This is a genomic window from Mesorhizobium sp. M0029 (assembly GCF_040323735.1).
Lineage (GTDB): Bacteria > Pseudomonadota > Alphaproteobacteria > Rhizobiales > Rhizobiaceae > Mesorhizobium.
Map to the genome: position 1 here is coordinate 1 of NZ_JAMYVF010000027.1, position 16,722 is coordinate 16,722.

General features: G+C 65.5%; 14 protein-coding genes. 3 read left to right on the forward strand and 11 right to left on the reverse strand.

What is annotated here, in order from left to right; translation table 11 throughout:
• The first annotated feature begins 500 nt into the window (after nucleotides 1–500).
• The gene (locus tag NKJ76_RS29240) at nucleotides 501–941 is read left to right on the forward strand and encodes a lipid-binding SYLF domain-containing protein (protein ID WP_352538980.1); all 441 of its coding nucleotides are present in this window, start codon (nucleotides 501–503) and stop codon (nucleotides 939–941) included.
• 293 nt (nucleotides 942–1,234) lie between these two features.
• On the opposite strand, the gene NKJ76_RS29245 is transcribed toward NKJ76_RS29240, so the two are convergent.
• The 8 genes from NKJ76_RS29245 to NKJ76_RS29280 form a co-directional block, all read right to left on the reverse strand.
• Nucleotides 1,235–2,215: an ABC transporter permease gene (locus NKJ76_RS29245; RefSeq protein ID WP_352538981.1), complete on the reverse strand. Its 981-nt coding sequence runs from the start codon at nucleotides 2,213–2,215 to the stop codon at nucleotides 1,235–1,237.
• A gap of 262 nt (nucleotides 2,216–2,477) precedes the next feature.
• The gene (locus NKJ76_RS29250) at nucleotides 2,478–3,449 is read right to left on the reverse strand and encodes an ABC transporter permease (RefSeq protein WP_352538982.1); all 972 of its coding nucleotides are present in this window, start codon (nucleotides 3,447–3,449) and stop codon (nucleotides 2,478–2,480) included.
• Entirely contained in the window at nucleotides 3,446–4,996 is a 1,551-nt protein-coding gene (locus tag NKJ76_RS29255) for a sugar ABC transporter ATP-binding protein (RefSeq protein WP_352538983.1), read from the reverse strand. Before NKJ76_RS29255 ends, NKJ76_RS29250 begins: the two co-directional genes overlap by 4 nt.
• 266 nt (nucleotides 4,997–5,262) lie before the next feature.
• A complete protein-coding gene (locus NKJ76_RS29260; protein ID WP_023683115.1) occupies nucleotides 5,263–6,297 on the reverse strand; it encodes an ABC transporter substrate-binding protein in 1,035 nt (344 codons plus the stop codon).
• Between the two features lie 79 nt (nucleotides 6,298–6,376).
• On the reverse strand, nucleotides 6,377–7,291 hold the full coding sequence (locus tag NKJ76_RS29265; protein ID WP_352538984.1) for a sugar phosphate isomerase/epimerase family protein: 915 nt from the start codon (nucleotides 7,289–7,291) through the stop codon (nucleotides 6,377–6,379).
• A 22-nt stretch (nucleotides 7,292–7,313) separates the two neighbouring features.
• Nucleotides 7,314–8,849 carry a mannitol dehydrogenase family protein gene (locus NKJ76_RS29270; protein WP_352538985.1) on the reverse strand — a complete coding sequence of 512 codons (1,536 nt, stop codon included), beginning with the start codon at nucleotides 8,847–8,849 and terminating at the stop codon, nucleotides 7,314–7,316.
• Entirely contained in the window at nucleotides 8,846–9,628 is a 783-nt protein-coding gene (locus tag NKJ76_RS29275) for an SDR family oxidoreductase (RefSeq protein ID WP_352538986.1), read from the reverse strand. The genes NKJ76_RS29270 and NKJ76_RS29275 overlap by 4 nt, the downstream gene beginning before the upstream one ends.
• A 79-nt stretch (nucleotides 9,629–9,707) precedes the next feature.
• The gene (locus NKJ76_RS29280) at nucleotides 9,708–10,595 is read right to left on the reverse strand and encodes a MurR/RpiR family transcriptional regulator (RefSeq protein WP_352498316.1); all 888 of its coding nucleotides are present in this window, start codon (nucleotides 10,593–10,595) and stop codon (nucleotides 9,708–9,710) included.
• A gap of 301 nt (nucleotides 10,596–10,896) precedes the next feature.
• Here NKJ76_RS29280 and NKJ76_RS29285 point away from each other — a divergent pair, with 301 nt between their 5' ends.
• Entirely contained in the window at nucleotides 10,897–12,081 is a 1,185-nt protein-coding gene (locus NKJ76_RS29285) for a Gfo/Idh/MocA family protein (protein WP_352538987.1), read from the forward strand.
• Nucleotides 12,082–12,087: 6 nt separating this feature from the next.
• Here the strand turns inward: NKJ76_RS29285 and NKJ76_RS29290 are convergent, their stop codons facing one another.
• The 3 genes from NKJ76_RS29290 to NKJ76_RS29300 are packed head-to-tail and all read right to left on the reverse strand — an operon-like array spanning nucleotide 12,088 to nucleotide 15,130.
• Entirely contained in the window at nucleotides 12,088–12,951 is an 864-nt protein-coding gene (locus NKJ76_RS29290) for a carbohydrate ABC transporter permease (protein ID WP_023710857.1), read from the reverse strand.
• Nucleotides 12,948–13,838 (reverse strand): carbohydrate ABC transporter permease, encoded by an 891-nt coding sequence (locus NKJ76_RS29295; RefSeq protein WP_023698623.1) that lies wholly within the window; start codon nucleotides 13,836–13,838, stop codon nucleotides 12,948–12,950. Before NKJ76_RS29295 ends, NKJ76_RS29290 begins: the two co-directional genes overlap by 4 nt.
• Nucleotides 13,838–15,130 (reverse strand): ABC transporter substrate-binding protein, encoded by a 1,293-nt coding sequence (locus tag NKJ76_RS29300; protein ID WP_352538988.1) that lies wholly within the window; start codon nucleotides 15,128–15,130, stop codon nucleotides 13,838–13,840. The genes NKJ76_RS29295 and NKJ76_RS29300 overlap by 1 nt, the downstream gene beginning before the upstream one ends.
• 316 nt (nucleotides 15,131–15,446) lie before the next feature.
• Between NKJ76_RS29300 and NKJ76_RS29305 the strand changes: the two genes are divergently transcribed.
• Nucleotides 15,447–16,721, forward strand: coding sequence for an extracellular solute-binding protein (locus NKJ76_RS29305; protein WP_352538989.1), 1,275 nt, complete (start codon nucleotides 15,447–15,449; stop codon nucleotides 16,719–16,721).
• The last annotated feature ends 1 nt before the right edge of the window (nucleotide 16,722 follow it).

The following is a 16,722-nucleotide window of genomic DNA, read 5'->3' on the forward strand; positions in this document are numbered from 1 at the left end:
TGCGCCTGGTCAGGGCGCTGGCCGTCGAAACCAACGAAAACTGGATGGAGGCCAACCGCTATATCAACATGGATGATCTGCGCGAGCACAAGAAGCTCGCTCTACGCCAAGCCGCATGACCAGTTTCATGATCGCCCATTTTGCAGAACTTGACGCACACAACCGATTTCCGCAAAACCGTCTAAGTCGAAAAGGGCTGGGCGTGCGGCAGCGTTCCCTCCGCCTTGTGAGGGTCCGAAGGACGGGCGAAACCCTGGCTCGCCCCGGCAAGTTAGAGTGGGGGTCCTCTTCGTAAAAGCTCATATGCGATAGCCCTTGCCCCGAGGCATTGGCATTGCCAGCTCTGTATGAAGCGCTCCTCCGCTCTCCCCACCAGCTTTGCGCCTTGACCCACCGAGGGCTCTCCCTGGAACCAAATCCAAGCCTAAACTGTTCAAGTTGGTTACGACGCCGACGAGCCCTGCCGGTTGGGTGAGCGGCGCACTTGAGGAGCTCCCACCATGACCATCTCGTCCAGCTTTCGTTCGCTCGCGGTTGCGGCCATCACAACTGTGTCCGTCAGCGCTGCCAGCGCCGCGCATGCCGATAGCGGCACGATCCGCTTTGCCGTCTACAAGGCGGCCTTCTTCGTCGGCGGCTCCGGCGGCGAGGGCACGCTGACCTTCCATGGCCGCTCCTATCCCATCACGGTCGGCGGTGTCTCGGGCGGCTTCGCCTTTGGGGTTTCCAAGACCTATTTCCGGGGCACCGTGCGGCATATCAGAAGGGTCCGCGATGCGGCCGGGGTTTATGGCGCGGCGGGCGGTGGCGGGGCGCTCGGCAAGGGCGCGCAGGTGATCGTCATGACCAACGACAAGGGCGCCCAGCTCGAGCTTACGGGCCGGCAGGTGGGGCTGCAGGTGAATGCGGATCTGAGCGGGATGGCGATTTCTTTGAAGTAGGGGGCGCTCCCTCGCGTTCTCGGTGGGGTAAGCTCGTCTGGGGCGATGATAATCGCCTATGGCTGCGCCAGCCCCCTCATCCGGCCGCTTCGCGGCCACCTTCTCCCCGCTGGGGAGAAGAGGCTGGCGTTGACGCTGGCGCCCTCCTCTCCCCTCGGGGAGAGGTCGGATTGCCCCGAATTGCCCTTCGCAATTCGGTTGGCAATCCGGGTGAGGGGGAACTTGCTCCCGTGCGCTTGGCCTGAACCTTGGATGGGAAAGCTTCGCCCAATGCAGCGTCGGGCGCCAGCCCCCTACCGCTCCTCCACAATCCGCAAATACGCCGCCGTCACGAACAGCACGATCAGCCCGAACAAGATCCGCCGTGCCCCCTCCGGCATCTGCAGGATGGTCAGCAGTGTTGTCAGCACGGTCAGGATCAGGGCGCCGATGATGGTGCCGGTGTAGCCGCCGCGGCCGCCGAAGATGGAGGTGCCGCCGATGACGGCGGCGGCGACCGAGGGCAGCACCAGCGGTTCGGCGAGCGACAGCGACGGCGCCTTGATCAGGCCGATATAGAGCAGGCCGGTGATGCCGGCGAGCACGCTGGAGGTGACGTAGAGCGCGGTGATGACCTGCCAGTATTGCACGCCCGACAGGCGGGTCGCGCGCTCATTGTCGCCGACGGCGTAGAGCAGGCGGCCGAAGCCGGTGCGGGCGAGCGTGAAGACGATGAGGGCGGCGAGCGGCACGAACAAAAGCAGCGCGTTGGGGAAGCCCCATGTCACGCCGGTGCCGAGCCAGGCCAGGAACTCGGGGATTTTTGCGCCCGACGCGATCACCGTGCGCTGGTAGACCTGCAGGCAGCCGGTGCCGATCAGGCTGGTGCCCAGCGTCATGATCAGCGGGTGGACGCGGAAGACACCGACGCCGATGCCGTTGACGAGGCCGATCAGCACCGCCGGCATCATCGCCAGCAGGAACGCCACCGCCGGGTCCTGGTTGACCACTTGCGTCGCCATGATGAAGGCGCTCATCGTTGCCACCGTGCCGACCGACAGGTCGATGCCGCCGGTCAGCATGGTCATGGTCTGGCATCCCGCGAGGATCGCCAGCGGGATGGCGAATTTGATGGTGTTGGCGATCCAGCGCTCGTTGACGATGCCGGGGCGCAGGACCTGCAGGATTATAACCAGGATGGCGAGCAGGACGATCAGCGGGATGAGCGGGCGGTCGGCCATGAAGCGTTTTATGCGGCGGCCGAAGGGGACGGGGGTGATGGCGGCGGTGCTCATGGGGCGGCTCTTGCTCGCGATGAGGTTTGCAAGGTGCGGCAAGTTGGCGAGGACAGTGCTCTACGGCGCCCCCCTCTGGCCTGCCGGCCATCTCCCCCACTTGTGGGGAGATTGGCAGCTTCAGCGCCTCGCTCATTCTTGCAAGGTTGGAGATTGGCGAAGGTCGTCGCGACATCCAATCTCCCCCCTTGTGGGGGAGATGTCCGGCAGGACAGAGGGGGGCGCGAAGGAACGCCGACGTCTCTCTGCGACAGCCCTCCCATCATTGCCGCCCCCGCATCGTGATAAACGCGCCGAACATCACCACCGCCACCATGATCAGCCCCTCGATGATGGCGGTGACATTCGGGTCGATGGCAAGCAGCGTCAAATCCGTGCGCACCAGGCGCAACACGAAGACGGCGACGATGGGGCCGAGCAGGCCGCCCTTGCCGCCGCCGAGCGCGACGCCGCCCAGCACCACGGCGGCGACGCTGGCGAGCAGATAGGGGCCGGGGATGGGGGCGCCGATGCCGGTGCTCATGGTCAGCGCCAGGCCGCCAAAGGCGGCGAACAGGCCGGACAGCGCATAGGCGATGATGCGAGTGCGCTTGACCGGCACGCCGGAGCGGAACGCCGCCAGTTCGCTAGAGCCGATGGCGTAGATGGAGAGGCCGAGGCGCGAGCGCCTCAGCGGTATCCAGATGACGCAGAGGCACACGATCAGCACCAGCAGCGCCTTCGGGACCCAGGCATCTACGGCGTCGGGCAGGCCGGGGATCGGTACCGTGCCGGAGATCAGCGCCTTCAGCCATTCGGCGATGCCACCGCCGGGCGCATCGAGCACCAGCAGGGCGGCGCCCTGCAGCACGAACAGCATGGCCAGCGTGACGACAATGTCGGGCACGCGGGTGACGACGATGAGCAGGCCGTTGAGCGCGCCAAGGCCAAACCCCATGGCCAGCACGAAGGGCACCACGAACAGCGCGTATTCCTCGCTCGCGCCATTCATCATCGACGCCGCGGTGACGCTGGTCAGCGCCATCATGGCGGCGACCGACAGATCGATGCCTCCGGCGATGACGACCACCGTCTGCGCGGCGACTGCGAAGGCATAGGGCAGAACGGCGCGGGCGAGCGAGCCGAAATCATTGCTGCCATAGGCCGGCTGGATGATCCTGGTGGCGATGAACAGGACGATGAGCAGGGCGAACAGGCCGACAACCCAGCCCTGGCGGCGCAGGAAATGGCTCATGGCGTCGCCTCCGGCGAAGCCGAAGTGTTCGCGGTCGGGTCTGCCAGAATGCCGATGTCGGCCTTGGCGCCGCGCGGCAGGCCGTAGGCGGCGCGCATCAGCGCCGGCTCGTCGGCCTCCTCGACGGGGAAGATGTCGACGAGGCGGCCGCCGAAGATGACGATGACGCGGTCGCAGACGCGCTGCACCTCTTCGAGTTCCGAGGTGTAGAACAGCACCGACTTGCCGTTGCCGGCGAGTTCGCGCAGCAGCTTGTAGATCTCCTGCTTGGTGCCGACATCGATGCCGCGCGTCGGGTCGAAGCACAGGATGGTGCGGGCATCCGCCGCGATCCAGCGGGCGATGGTCACCTTCTGCTGGTTGCCGCCGGACAGGCGCTGCACCTCGCCTTGCGCACGGGTGTCGATCTGCAGCCGCTCGATGGCGCTGAGCACGGTCGCGCGCTCGCGGCGCATGTTGATCGGCCCCCAATCGCGCAGCGCGGCACTGAAGGGCAGGGCGATGTTTTCACGGACCGAGCGCTGCATGGCGAGCGCCTCGGAGCGGTCGCCCGGCACATAGGCTAGGCCGGCGCGGATGGCGTCGATCGGGTGGGCGAATTTCACCGGCTGGCCATCGACTTCGATGGTGCCGCCGGAGGGCCGGATCGAGCCGGCAAGGGCGGCGAACAACTCGTCCTGGCCCTGGCCTTCGAGCGCGACGACGCCGGCGACTTCGCCGTCGGCAAGATCGAAGGAGACGTCACTGAGCTTGGCACCGACGCGGAGATTGCGCACGGAGATGCGCGGCCGGGCAGCTGCGGGCGCGGCCTTCTCGGCGGCACTGCGGGCCGCGACATGGGTTTTGACGATGCGGGTGCCGAGCATCAGCTCGACGATCTTTTCTTCCACGCCCGGCACGATGTCGACGACGCCGACGGTCTCGCCGTCGCGCAGCACGGTGGCGCGGTCGCACAGCGCCGAGATTTCGACGAAGCGGTGCGAGATGAAGATCACGGCGCGGCCGGCATCGCCCTGGCGGCGCACCACTTCCAGCACCTTTTCGGCAAGGTTGGCGGGAAGTGCGGCTGTCATCTCGTCGAGCAGCAGCACGTCGGGCTCGACGGCGAGCGCGCGGGCCAGGTCGAGCACGCGCAGCACCGCCAGCGGAATGTCACGCGCCAAGTCGCGGAGATCGAGGTCGAGAATGCCGAGTTCGCGCACCCAGGCGCGGAACGGTTCGACCGGCGTGCCGGTGAGCCTGAGATTGGACAGAACGTCGAGATCGGGGATCAGCGACGGCTCCTGGTAGACGGGCAACAGCCCGGCGCGGCGCGCGGCCGCGGGCGAGCGTATATCGCGCGCCTCGCCCCGGATCAGGATACGCCCGGCATTGGCCGGAATGGCGCCGGTGAGGATCTTCACCAGCGTCGACTTGCCGGCGCCGTTGGCGCCCATCAGCGCGTGGACCTCGCCCGGCAGCACGGAGAGCGACGCGTTGCGAAGCGCTGCAACCGCGCCGTAGTTCTTGGCGACGCCGGTGGCGTCGAGGAGGGGGCTGGTGGTCAAATCGATGTCCGCTCAGAAATTCTCTTGCTGGCACTCTACGGCGCCCCCCTCTGTCCTGCCGGACATCTCCCCCACAAGGGGGGAGATTGGCAGTTCCGGCGCCGCCCCTCGTCTTGCGACGTAGAAAATTAGCGAAAGCCGAGATGACAGCCAATCTCCCCACCTGTGGGGGAGATGTCCGGCAGGACAGAGGGGGCGCCGTGGAGCGCTAGTCTGTGTGACGAGGACGGTCGTTCGCCGTCCTCGCCAGTTCATTCAAACCAGGCTTACTCCCCCGGCCCCTTGCAGGCCACGATCTGGTCCTTCGTGTAGGTCGTCCACTCCGGGATCGAGATCGAGACCGGCCATTCCGGGCTGAGCGACGGATCGGCGGCTGCCTTCAGCTTGGCCTTGCCTTCGTCGGTGGCGTTGTCCCAAAGCTGCGGGTCGACCAGCACGGTCTGCTGCGCCGGCTTCTTGCCGTCGAGGATCTGCAGCGCCAGCGTCACGCCCGCGCCGCCGATCGAGCCGGGGTTGGTGACGGCTGCACCGACGAGACCTTTCACCGAGCTCAGCTGGCCGACGAAGCCGGCATTGTCGGCGCCGACCACCGGTACCAGCGGCGCCTGCGATTCGACCAGCGCGTCGACGATGACGTTGTCGATGCCCGACGTCCACACGCCGTTGAACGGCGTGCCGGTGGCCAGGAACGACAGCATCTGCTGCTTGGCCTGATCCTGCTGCCAGCCGGTGAAGACTTCCTGCGCCACCTTCACGCCGGGGTTTTCGGCCAGCGCCTTCTTGAAGCCTTTGTCGCGATCGCTATCGGCCGAGGCGCCGGCGGCGCCGCGCATGTAGAACACTTCGCCCTTGCCGCCCATCTGCTGGAACAGCCATTTGGCGCCGAGATAGGCATACTGTTCCTGGTTGTTGGAGATGATGTAGGCCGACGGTTCGGTCACCGCCTGGTCGACGGCAACGACGACGATGCCGGCCTTGGTGGCTTCTTCCAGGCCCGCCTTGATGCCGGCGGGATCAGCGGGGTTGACGACGATGGCGTCGACCTTGGCGCTGATCAGATTGCGGATGTCTTCGAGCTGGCCGGCGGCATCGGTGTTGCGGTGGGCGATGTTGAGCTTCGTCACTTCGCCCGAAGCCAGCGCCTGCGCCTTCATGGCGCAGACCATTTCCTCGCGCCAGCCATTGCCCTGCACGGTGTTGGAAATGCCGATCGTATATTTGGCTTCGGCCGACGACACGCCCATCGATGCCAGCAAGGCAGCGCCCGCAAGCAACGGGACCATGGTCAGTATTTTCTTCATGTCAGTACTCCTCCACATTGTTGTTTTTTCGTCTCAGGGCCAGACCCTTCGGCAGGATCGGACCAAGTCATTCACCTCGTCATTTGACGAAGGGGCGCAGCACGTCGCGGGCGAGCAGGAAGCCCCGCTTCACCGCATCGTCGTTGCCTTCAAACCGCCTGTCCTCATGTTCGATGATGACCGAGCCGTCATAGCCGGCGCGGTAGAGGCCGGAGAAGAAGCCGCTCCAGTCGACATCGCCCAATCCCGGCATGCGCGGCACCTGCCAGCCAATCCCGGCGGAAAGAATCCCGCGCTCATACAAACCATCATGATCGATCATCAAATCCTTGGCGTGGACATGCAGCATGTAGGGGCCGAACTCCTTGATGAAGCGGCCCTGGTCGATCATCTGCCAGACCAGATGCGAGGGGTCGAAATTCATGCCGACCTCGCCGCCCCAGGCCTCGAGGATGCGCCGCCAGATGTAGGGCGAATAGGCGATGTTGTGCCCGCCCGGCCACTCGTCATAACTGAAGATCATCGGGCAGTTCTCGAAGGCGAGTTTTACCCCGTGGCCGCGCGCATAGGCGACGGTCTCGGGCCAGACTTTCAGCGCGTCCTGCCAGTTGACGTCGACGGTCTTCGAGGCATCGCCACCGCAGAAGGTGTTGACCACCGGCACGCCCATATTGGCGGCCAGCACGATGACCTTCTTCAGATGGCCGATGACGGCCTCGCGATGGGCAGGGTCCGGATGCAGTGGGTTGGGGTAGTAGCCGAGGCCGGAGACCGTCAGCTTCTTTTCCGTCAGCGAGGCGACGATCTCCTTGGCCTGCGCGGGCGAGGTGGAGGCGGCGTCGATATGGCTGGTGCCGGCATAGCGCCGCGTCGCGCCGGAGGTCTTCGGCCAGCAGGCGATTTCCAGCGCCTCGAAGCCGGCCGAGTGCGCCCAGCCGGCGACCTCGCCAAGCGGCGTCTCCGCAAACGGTGCTGTAAGAACTCCAAGTTTCATTCTGCCTCCCTAGACCCGACGACTATAATGCCGATTGTTTGGATCGCTTCAACCTCGCGACCTCATCTTGTTCAAGACTGTGCCGGACAGCCGCCATCGGATCGTCCGACAGCAGGTCGCCCAGCGCCGATGTGACGGCCGCGCGGAACGTATCGTCGGCGGCAAGGCCGGGGTCGAATATCCCGTCGATGGCAAGGATGGCGGACACCAGCGCGCTGGCATCGTGACCGGTCGCATCGGCGATCGCGGTGACCTTGCCGGCATAGGGATCCAACACCGGCCAGCGTCTTTCAAAGCGATCCGAGGCCCGGATCAGATAGGCCATCCAGCCGGCGACCGGCACCGATAGCAGGCCGATGCTCTGGCCCATCGCGAGCCGGTCGCGGATCGGGTTGAGCAGGCGCTGGACGATCTTCTGCGAACCGTCGGTGGCGACCTGGTGGTTGCGGTGGCGGATCGCGGTGTTCTTCAGCCGGGCAAGGCTCTGCTCGACATAGGCAAGGGGCAGGACGCCCGGCACCGGCATCAGCGTCGGCAGCGTCTCCTCGACCAGCATGCGCCGGATGAAGTCCGACAGCAGCGGGTTGGCTATGGCGTCCGATGTGTGCTCGAGCCCGGCCAGCACGCCGAGCGTCGCCAGTGTCGTCTGGGCGCCGTTCAGCACCCGCATCTTGAGATGCTCGAACGGCGTGACGTCGTCGACGAAGGTGGCGCCGACCAGATCCCAGCGCGGCATGCGGCCGGCGAATTTTTCCTCTATCACCCACTGCCGGAACGGCTCACCGACAGCGACGGCGGCATCGTGGTAGCCGAACCACTGCTCGACACTATCGAGGTCATCCTGCGTCACCGCCGGCGCGATGCGGTCGACCATGGCTGCGGGGAAGGCAACATTGGCCTCTATCCAGCGGGCCAGCCCTTTGCTCCGCCGTTCGGCAAACGTCCGCACGACATTGTTCAGAATAGTACCGTTGGTCGGGATGTTGTCACAGGAGAGAAACGTTATGGGTCGCTCATGTGTGGCCCTGCGCTGCTCCAGCGCCCGCACCAGCAGGCCGGGCACGCTGCGTGGCGTCTCGGGGTTGGCGAGGTCGTGGACGATGTCGGGATGGCCAAGGTCGAGTTCGCCGCTGGACGGGATGTGGCAATAGCCTTTTTCGGTCACCGTCATCGTCACCAACTCGATATCGGGTGAGATCAGCACGCCGAGCGCCGGTGCCGCACTCTCCTGGCTGTCGACCACCCGGACGATGCTGCCGATGACGCGCGCCTCGATGTGGCTGTTCTCGCGGATCAGCCTTGTGTAGAGCCCGCCCTGCCGTCCCAGCGTGTCGGCAAGGCTGGGCGGACGGATGTTGATGCCGACGATGCCCCAGCGGTCGAAGCGCAGCGAGATGAGATCGTCGGTGTATTCGGCCTGATGGCTGCGGTGGAAGGCGCCGACGCCGAGATGCGCCATGCCGGGCGCCAGGAGCGTACGGTCATAGGACGGTGTCTGGACCGAGGCCGGCAAGCGGTCGAGCAGCGCCGGCCCAAGCGTTTCGATGGAAGCGCTCACCGGTTCGCTCCGATCACCGCCTGCTCCTGGTCGACAACCGCGCCGGTCATCGGGCCGGCGGCGTCGGACAGCAGGAAGACGGCGAGGCTGGCGATGTCGTCCGGCGTCAGCAGCCGGCCGAAAGGCTGCGCGGCATTGGCCTTGTCGAGCCAGCCAGGGCCGTTGCCCAAAGTCTCCGCCTGCATGATGCGTTCGGCCGGCGTGTCGGTCCAGCCGACATTGATGCCGTTGACGCGGATGCGATCGAAACGGTGGGCGTTGGCGGCGTTCTTGGTCAGCGTCGCCAGCGCGCCCTTGGTGGCGGAATAGACGGCAAGCTCCGGCGAGCCGCAATGGGCGTTGATCGACAGAATGTTGAGAATGGCGCCACCTTGGCCGCGCTGCTTCATGTCGGCAATCGCCGCCTGCATCAGGAAGAACGGCGCGCGCGCATTGACGGCAAACAGTGACGCCCAGTCGTCGAGGCTGGCGTCGAGGAAAGAGGCGCGATCGGTCAGGCCGGCGGCGTTGACCAGCGCATCGATGCGGCCGAAGCGCTCGATGCAGGCCTGCGCCAAAAGGGTGGGGGCGTCAGGATCGGCAAGGTCGGCGGCGACGAAGATGGTCGGCGTGCCCAATTGCGAAAGCTCGGCCGCCACGGCCTCGCCACGCGCCCTCTCGCGCCCGGTGACCAACAGCCCGGCGGCACCGGAACGCGCCAGCGTCTCGGCAATGGCGCGGCCAATGCCTTGCGTCGACCCGGTGACCAGAGCCACCTTGCCGTCAAGCCGGATCTCCATTCCTCCTCCCGGGAATAAAGTTTCTATTTTGAGAAATATGGAACGGCAATTCCCGATAGTCAATTGGACCAGTGACGCCTCATTCGCCGCGCCGCGCCGCCACGCCATGGACCAGCGCCATCCCAACGGCGAGCGAGGCCGCCAGTGAGCGGAAGCCGGCAAAGTCGGATTCCACCACTTCCAGCCAGCTGTCCGAGAGCGGGATCAGCGGGCTGAAGGTGCTGTCGGTGACGGTGACGATACGCGCCTTGCGCTCATGCGCCACCGCGACGAGATCGGGCGTGATCGAATTGTAGGGGCTAAACGAGACAGCGAGCACGGCATCCCGGCCGCCGATGCAGCCGATCTGGTCGAGTGCGGAGGACCCGACATTGTCGACCAGCACGTTGCGCACGCCTTGCTGCGAGAGCGTCAGCGAGAGATAGGCGGTGACGGGAAAGGCGCGCTTGGAGCCGATGACATAGATCAGCTCGGCCGCCGCCAGCAGCGCCACCATCTTGTCGAAACTCTCGACGTCGAAGCCGGTCTCGATGCGGCCCAGCGAGGCCTGCGATGCGCCGACCATGCCGTGCAGGAAATGCAGATTTGGCTCGGTCTCGGTGCGCGGTTCGCCGCGCCCTTCCGGCCATGAGCCCTTGATGTGCTCCTTGAACAGGCCCTGGAAATCGGAAAAGCCGGAATAGCCGAAGATCTGGGCAAAGCGCACCAGCGTCGAGGGCTGCACGCCGGCCTGTGCCGCAACCTGCGCGATGGTGCCGAGCGCGACGTCGCTCGGGTGCTGCCACAGGAAGATCGCCACCTGGCGCAGCCGCTTGGGGAAATGCACCGTGCCCGACGACAGCACCGCGCGTAGCTCCTCATAGGTCTGCGGCTGGATGTAGCCAAGCGCGGCCAGAGAGCGCCCGCGCTTGCGCGTCGCCGCCTCGTCGGTGCTGGACCGTCCGGATGCCTTGCTTGCCCCACTCATGATTTCAGGCTAGCGCGATACGATCGTTTTACAATATGGAAATTGGAAATCGTGTTCGAAAGTGTGACTGATGCGAGCGGTCAAAAGCAGCGCTCTACGGCGCCCCCCTCTGTCCTGCCGGACATCTCCCCCACGGGTGGGGAGATTGGCAGTTTCGCCTTCGGCGCCCTCTTGCGACGTCTGAGATTGGCGAAGGCCGCTGTGGTGGCTGATCTCCCCCCTCGTGGGGGAGATGTCCGGTAGGACAGGGGGCGCGCGACAGAACTCGACGACGGCAAAAACTGTCTTCCCAGGAGGAAACATGGTCTACGCAACATCGGACGGATCGGCGGGCAAGCGGCTCAGGGTCGGCATGGTCGGCGGCGGTCGCAATGCCTTTATCGGCGCCGTGCATCGGCTGGCCATGCGCCTGGACGACCAGATCGTACTGGTCGCCGGCGCGCTGTCGTCGAACCCGGAGAACGCCGCCGCCTCGGCCGCCGAGATCGGCATCGCGCCCGAGCGCAGCTATGCCGATTATCGCGCCATGGCACGAGCCGAAGCGGCGCGGCCGGACGGCATCGAGGCGGTGGTCATCGTCACGCCCAACCATCTGCACGCGCCGATCGCCACGGCCTTTCTCGAGGCCGGCATCGACGTGATCTGCGACAAGCCGCTGTCGACGACGCTGGCCGATGCAGAGGCACTGGTGGCGCTGGCGCGGGAGAAAAAGCGTCGCTTCGTCGTCACGCTCAACAACACCGGCTACGCCATGGTCCGCCAGGCGCGCGAGATGGTGGCGGCGGGCGCGCTTGGCCGCATGGTGTCCGTGCATGGCGCCTACATCCAGGACTGGCTGACCAAGCCGATCGACGCCGAGGGCCAGAAGCAGGCGGAGTGGCGCACCGATCCGGCGCGCGCCGGGCAGTCGGCGGTGCTGGCCGATATCGGCGTGCATGCCTTCAATTTGGCGAGCTTCATCTCCGGATGCGAGGCCGAGGCGGTGTCGGCGGATCTGTTCACTGCCGTGCCGGGACGCCGGCTCGACGACAATGCGCATGTGCTGGTGCGCTGGACCGGCGGGGCGCGCGGCACGATCCTGGCCAGCCAGACCTCGCCCGGCCACTACAACGATCTCTCGGTGCGCATCTATGGCGACAAAGCCGGGCTCGAATGGTCGGGCGGCCGGCCGGAAGAACTGCGCTTCTCCATCTACGGCGAGGAGACCCGCACGCTGGTGCGCGGCGGCCATGGCTCGACCACTGAGAGCCAGCGCGTGTCGCGCATGCCGGCGGCGCATCCGGAGGGATATATCGAGGCCTTCGCCAATATCTACCGCGACGCCGCCGATATCATTCGCGCCCATCGCTCTGGTGGGGTGGTCGATCCGGCGCGTGCGGCGCAGGTGCCCGATGTGGTGGAGGGCGCGCGCGGGGTGAAGTTTGTTGCGGCGGCGGTGGAGTCGAATGCGGCTGGTGGGGTGTGGACGGCGGCGCGGTTCGGGTGAGGCGAGCTATCCCTTGATCGCCGAGCCGACGATGGAATCGACGAAGAAGCGCTGCAGGAAGACGAACAGGATGAGCGGCGGCAGCACGGCCAGCGTCGCGCCGGCCATCACCAGGCCGGTGTTGACCGCACCTCTGTTGTAGCTGAGCAGGCGGCTCAGGCTGATGACGATCGGATAGGCGTCGGCATTGCCCTGCAGCACGGTCAGCGGCCACAGATAGCTGTTCCAGTGGTAGACGAAGGCGAAGAGGGCCAGAGCCGCGATCGCGGGGGCGATGCTGGGCGCAACGATCTTGTAGAGGATCAAGAACTCCGAGGCGCCGTCCATGCGCGCGGCGTCGATGAGCTCGTCGGGAACGCCGGAGATGAACTGGCGCATCAGGAAGATGCCGAAAGCATTGGCGAGATTGGGCACGATGATGCCGGCGAGGCTGGCGTTGAGGCCGATCGAGCCGACCAGGCGATAGAGCGGGATCAGCGTCACGATCGGCGGCAGGAACATGGTGGCGATCAGCACAGAGAACAGCAGCGACTTGGCGGGGAAGTGGTATTTGGCGAAGGCGTAGCCGGCCATCATGCTGGTCAGCAGGATGCCGGCGGTGGTGATCGAGGCGATGACCAGGGAATTCCACATCGAGCGGCCGACATTGACCACGCCCGACACCTTCTCATAGGCGTCGAAGCTCGGCGTAAGGGGGATCCACACCGGCGGCACCTGCATGCTCTCGGCCGGCGTCTTGAGGCTCGACAGCACCATCCATACCAGCGGGAAGGCCGAGGCGACGGCGACCAGCAGCATCAGCGTCGCCAGCAGCGCCTTGCGGCCCGACGGGCGCCGGCGCGACAGCCGGCTCGACGATCCCGCGCTCATTCGTCGTTCTTCCGGTTGGCGAAGGCAAACAGCGCGCAGACGACGACAATCAGCGAAAGCATCAGCATCACCGCCATGGCCGAACCCAGTCCACCCTGCGCACGCTCGATGCCGACGCGGCGGATGTGGTAGGTCAGCACATTGGTCGAGCCGACCGGCCCGCCCTGCGTGATCAGGGCAACCGGCTCGAACACCTGCACGGCGTTAATGATGGCGATGACGGCGCTGAACAGAAGCGTGCGCCGTATCAGCGGCAGGGTGATGAAGCGGAACTGCTCGAAACGGTTGGCGCCGTCGAGCTTTGCTGCTTCATACAGGCTGCCGGGGATTTGCGTCAGTCCGGCGATCGCCAGCACGGTGAAATAGCCGACCTGCTGCCAGACATTGAGGAAGACGATCGAGATCAGCGCCGAGCGCGGCGACGACAGGAAAGGCTGCGGGCCGATGCCGATAAGGCCGAGCATCTGGTTGAGAGGGCCTTCGCTCGGCGAATAGAGTTTCGACCACACCAGCGCGACAGCGATCATCGGCACCATGTAGGTGGCAAACAGCACCGTGCGCAGCGCCGTGCCGCCGGCGACGTCGCGCTGGTAAACCATCAGGCCGAAGGCCACCGACAGAGGCAGGATGAGGACGACGGAGAGCGCGGTGTAGACGGCTGTGTTGGCGAGCGCGGCCTTGAAATCGCGGCCGACCGAGGAGACCCCAAAAATCTCGCGGAAATTGTCGACGCCGACGAAGCCGGCGCTGGAAAACGGTGTCTGCGTCGACCAGTCCTGGAACGACAGCCAGACGGTGAGCAGCATTGGCAACAGGACGAAGATGCCGATCAGCGTCACGGCGGGCGCCAGCATGATGCCCGCCGAGGCACGGTACCTCTGAATCATTATTTGGCGGCGCGCTCCAGGATCGAAATGGCGTCGGCCTGCGCCGTCGCCTGCGCATCCTTGGCCGAGACCTGGCCATACTGCAACGCCTCGACCGTCTGCTGCAGCGATTCCGAGAATTCCTGGCCGCCGGGCACGACAGGGAACGGCTTGGCGTCGGTGAGCACGCTGACATAGCCGGAGAGGAATTCCGAGCCGAGCTTGTCCTTGTGCGCCTCGATGTCGGAGAGGCGTGAGGGCAGGATGCCCATCGACATCAGGATATCCGACATCGCGGAAGCGCCGTTCTTGCCGGACTTTGGATTGTTCAGCCAGGCGAGGAAGTCCCATGCCGCCTTCTGCTCGGCCGCACCTGCATTGGCGTTGACCACGGTCATCCAGGAGTAGGAGATCGAATGCGGCTTGTCGCCGCTCGGGCCGACGGGAAGCGGCGCCGTTGCAATGTCGGCGAACTTGTCGCCCATGCCGGCCTTCAGTGCGCTTTCCCACCAATTGGCCATGATTATCATGCCGGTCTTGCCGGAGACGAAATTGTCGAGGAAGGGGCCGGTGGTGTTGGCGTCGGCTGTCGCCATCGAAGGCACGCTGGCGCCGGACTTGATCAGGTCTTCATAGAGCTGGAAAGTCTCCGCGGCCTGCGGGCTGTCGAGCACCGGCTTGCCGTCCTTGACCAGGTCGCCGCCATTGGAGACCAGCAGCGAGGCGAAGGGATGAACGACACCGGCGGCCCATGAATTGATCATGCCGAAGCCTTGCTGTCCCGCATCCTTGTTGGTCAGCTTCTTGGCCGCATCCTTGAACTCGTCCCAGGTCTTGGGTGGCGCCGCGATGCCGGCCTGCTTGAACAGCGCCTTGTTATAGTTCAGCGCATAGACGTCGATTTCGTTGGGGATGCCGTAGAGCGTGCCGCCGACCGAGGCGGCGCTGGTGACGCCCGCCGGCCAGGCGGCCTTGACCTCGCTGGCCACCGCATCGGGAGCGGGCGCGACCAGCTTGTCGCGCGCCAGTTCCGGCAACCAGAGATCGTAAATGCCGCCGATCGTCGGACCGTCCGCGCCGCCGCCTTGCGAGCGCAGCGTGGTCAGGAGGTCGCCGAAGGGGACGGCACGCACGGTGACGCTGACATCCGGATTGGTCTTGGCATAATCCTTGGCCGCCGCTTCCAGCAGCGCCACCGTCTCCGGCGACCAGTGGGTGAGATAGGAGATGTTGACCGACTGCGCCCAGGCCGTGGCGGGCAGGATGGCGAGGCCTGCGGCCAGTGCCAGTTTCGACGTCCAGGCAAACGACATTCCTCATCCTCCCTATTGGTTCGCATGAGGTTATGACAAGTCAGCGCGGCGACGCAAGGGCTTGCTGGCGAAAAAGTCTCACATGGTACGGTCACAGATTTCTTTGCGGCGCTGGAATGTGGGTATTTTGCGTTACGTAACAAACAGTTGCGGGTACTGCAATGTCGTGAGCGGGCCAACGCCGCCATTCCTGAGGCGCAGCAGACCTCTTGCGAATACCGCTATGTCGTTATAATGACTTTTGCCTGACCAATGACTTCTCACGGCACGGAAACGCCGCGGGACGCCAAGGACAGAGAACAATGGGAGACTGGCAATGAGCATGCTTTCACTTCACCGGCGCGCAGCACTTGGGCTGATCGGCGGCCTTGCCGCCGCCTGCGCCGGCGTCTTCGCCTCATTGCCGGCGCGAGCCGCCGACAGCACGGTGACGCTGTGGAGCTGGCGCACCGAGGACGAGGCCGCGATGCGCCGCATCTTCGATGCCTTCGAGGTGAAGAATCCCGGCATCAAGGTCGCCATCCAGTTCACGCCCGATGCCGACTACCAGAACCGGCTGAGCACGGCGCTGCGGGGCGGCCGCGGGCCCGACATCGCCCAGCTCAAGGCCTATGGCGAGTTGCAGCCCTTCGTCGAGGCCGGCTATCTCGACGCGCTGGACGACAGCGTGCCGGAGCTGAAGAACATGGAGGACGCGGCGCTTGGCGGCGCGCGCGGCCGCAGCGACGGCAAGCTCTACGGCGTGCCCTACTCGGTGCCGATGATGGGCGTCTTCTACAACCAGGATATCTTCGCCGCCCAGGGCATCGAGATCCCCAAGACCTACAAGGATTTCACCGCCGTCTGCGAGAAGCTGAAGGCGGCCGGCATCACCCCGATCGCCACCGGCGGCGCCAACGGCTCGGCCTGGGAACTGGAGATCGCCGTCGGCGTCGTCGGCCCGACCGTCTATGGTCCTGAATTCTACGACGAGATGATGAGCGGCAAGGCGACCTTCGAGGATCCGCGCTATGTGGCGGCGCTGAAGCGCTTCGCCGAGCTGAAGCCGTATTTCCCCGACGGCTTCGCCGGCATCGACTACACCACCGCCACGCAGCAGTTCATCGGCGGCAAGGCGGCGATGTTCCTCGGCGGTTCGTTCGAGAACGGCAGCTTCAAGGCGCAGAACCCGAAGCTGAAATTCTCGATCTTCCCGTTCCCCGCCGACGATGCCGCGGCAAAACTCTACACCTCGGCCTTCTCCGACGGCTCCTATGGCCTGGTCTCCGAGAGCCAGAACAAGGAAGCCGCGACCAAGGTGCTGGGCTTCATGGCTTCGGCAGAGTTCGCGCAGATGTTCGCCGACGAGCTCGGCTGGCCGCCGGCCCGCACGGATGTGACGGTGAAGGATCCAGTGCTGGCCTCGATGATGGAGATGGCGAAGAATTCGACGCCGTATCTGACGCTGGTCGGCTTCCGCTGGCAGTCGCCGACGGCGTCTTCGGTGCTGCAGTCGGAGATCATCGACATGGTCGAAGGCAACATCGCGCCGGAGAAGCTGGCGGCCGACATGCAGGCCGCGGTCGCCACCTGGTTCAAGCCGAAGCAGTAGG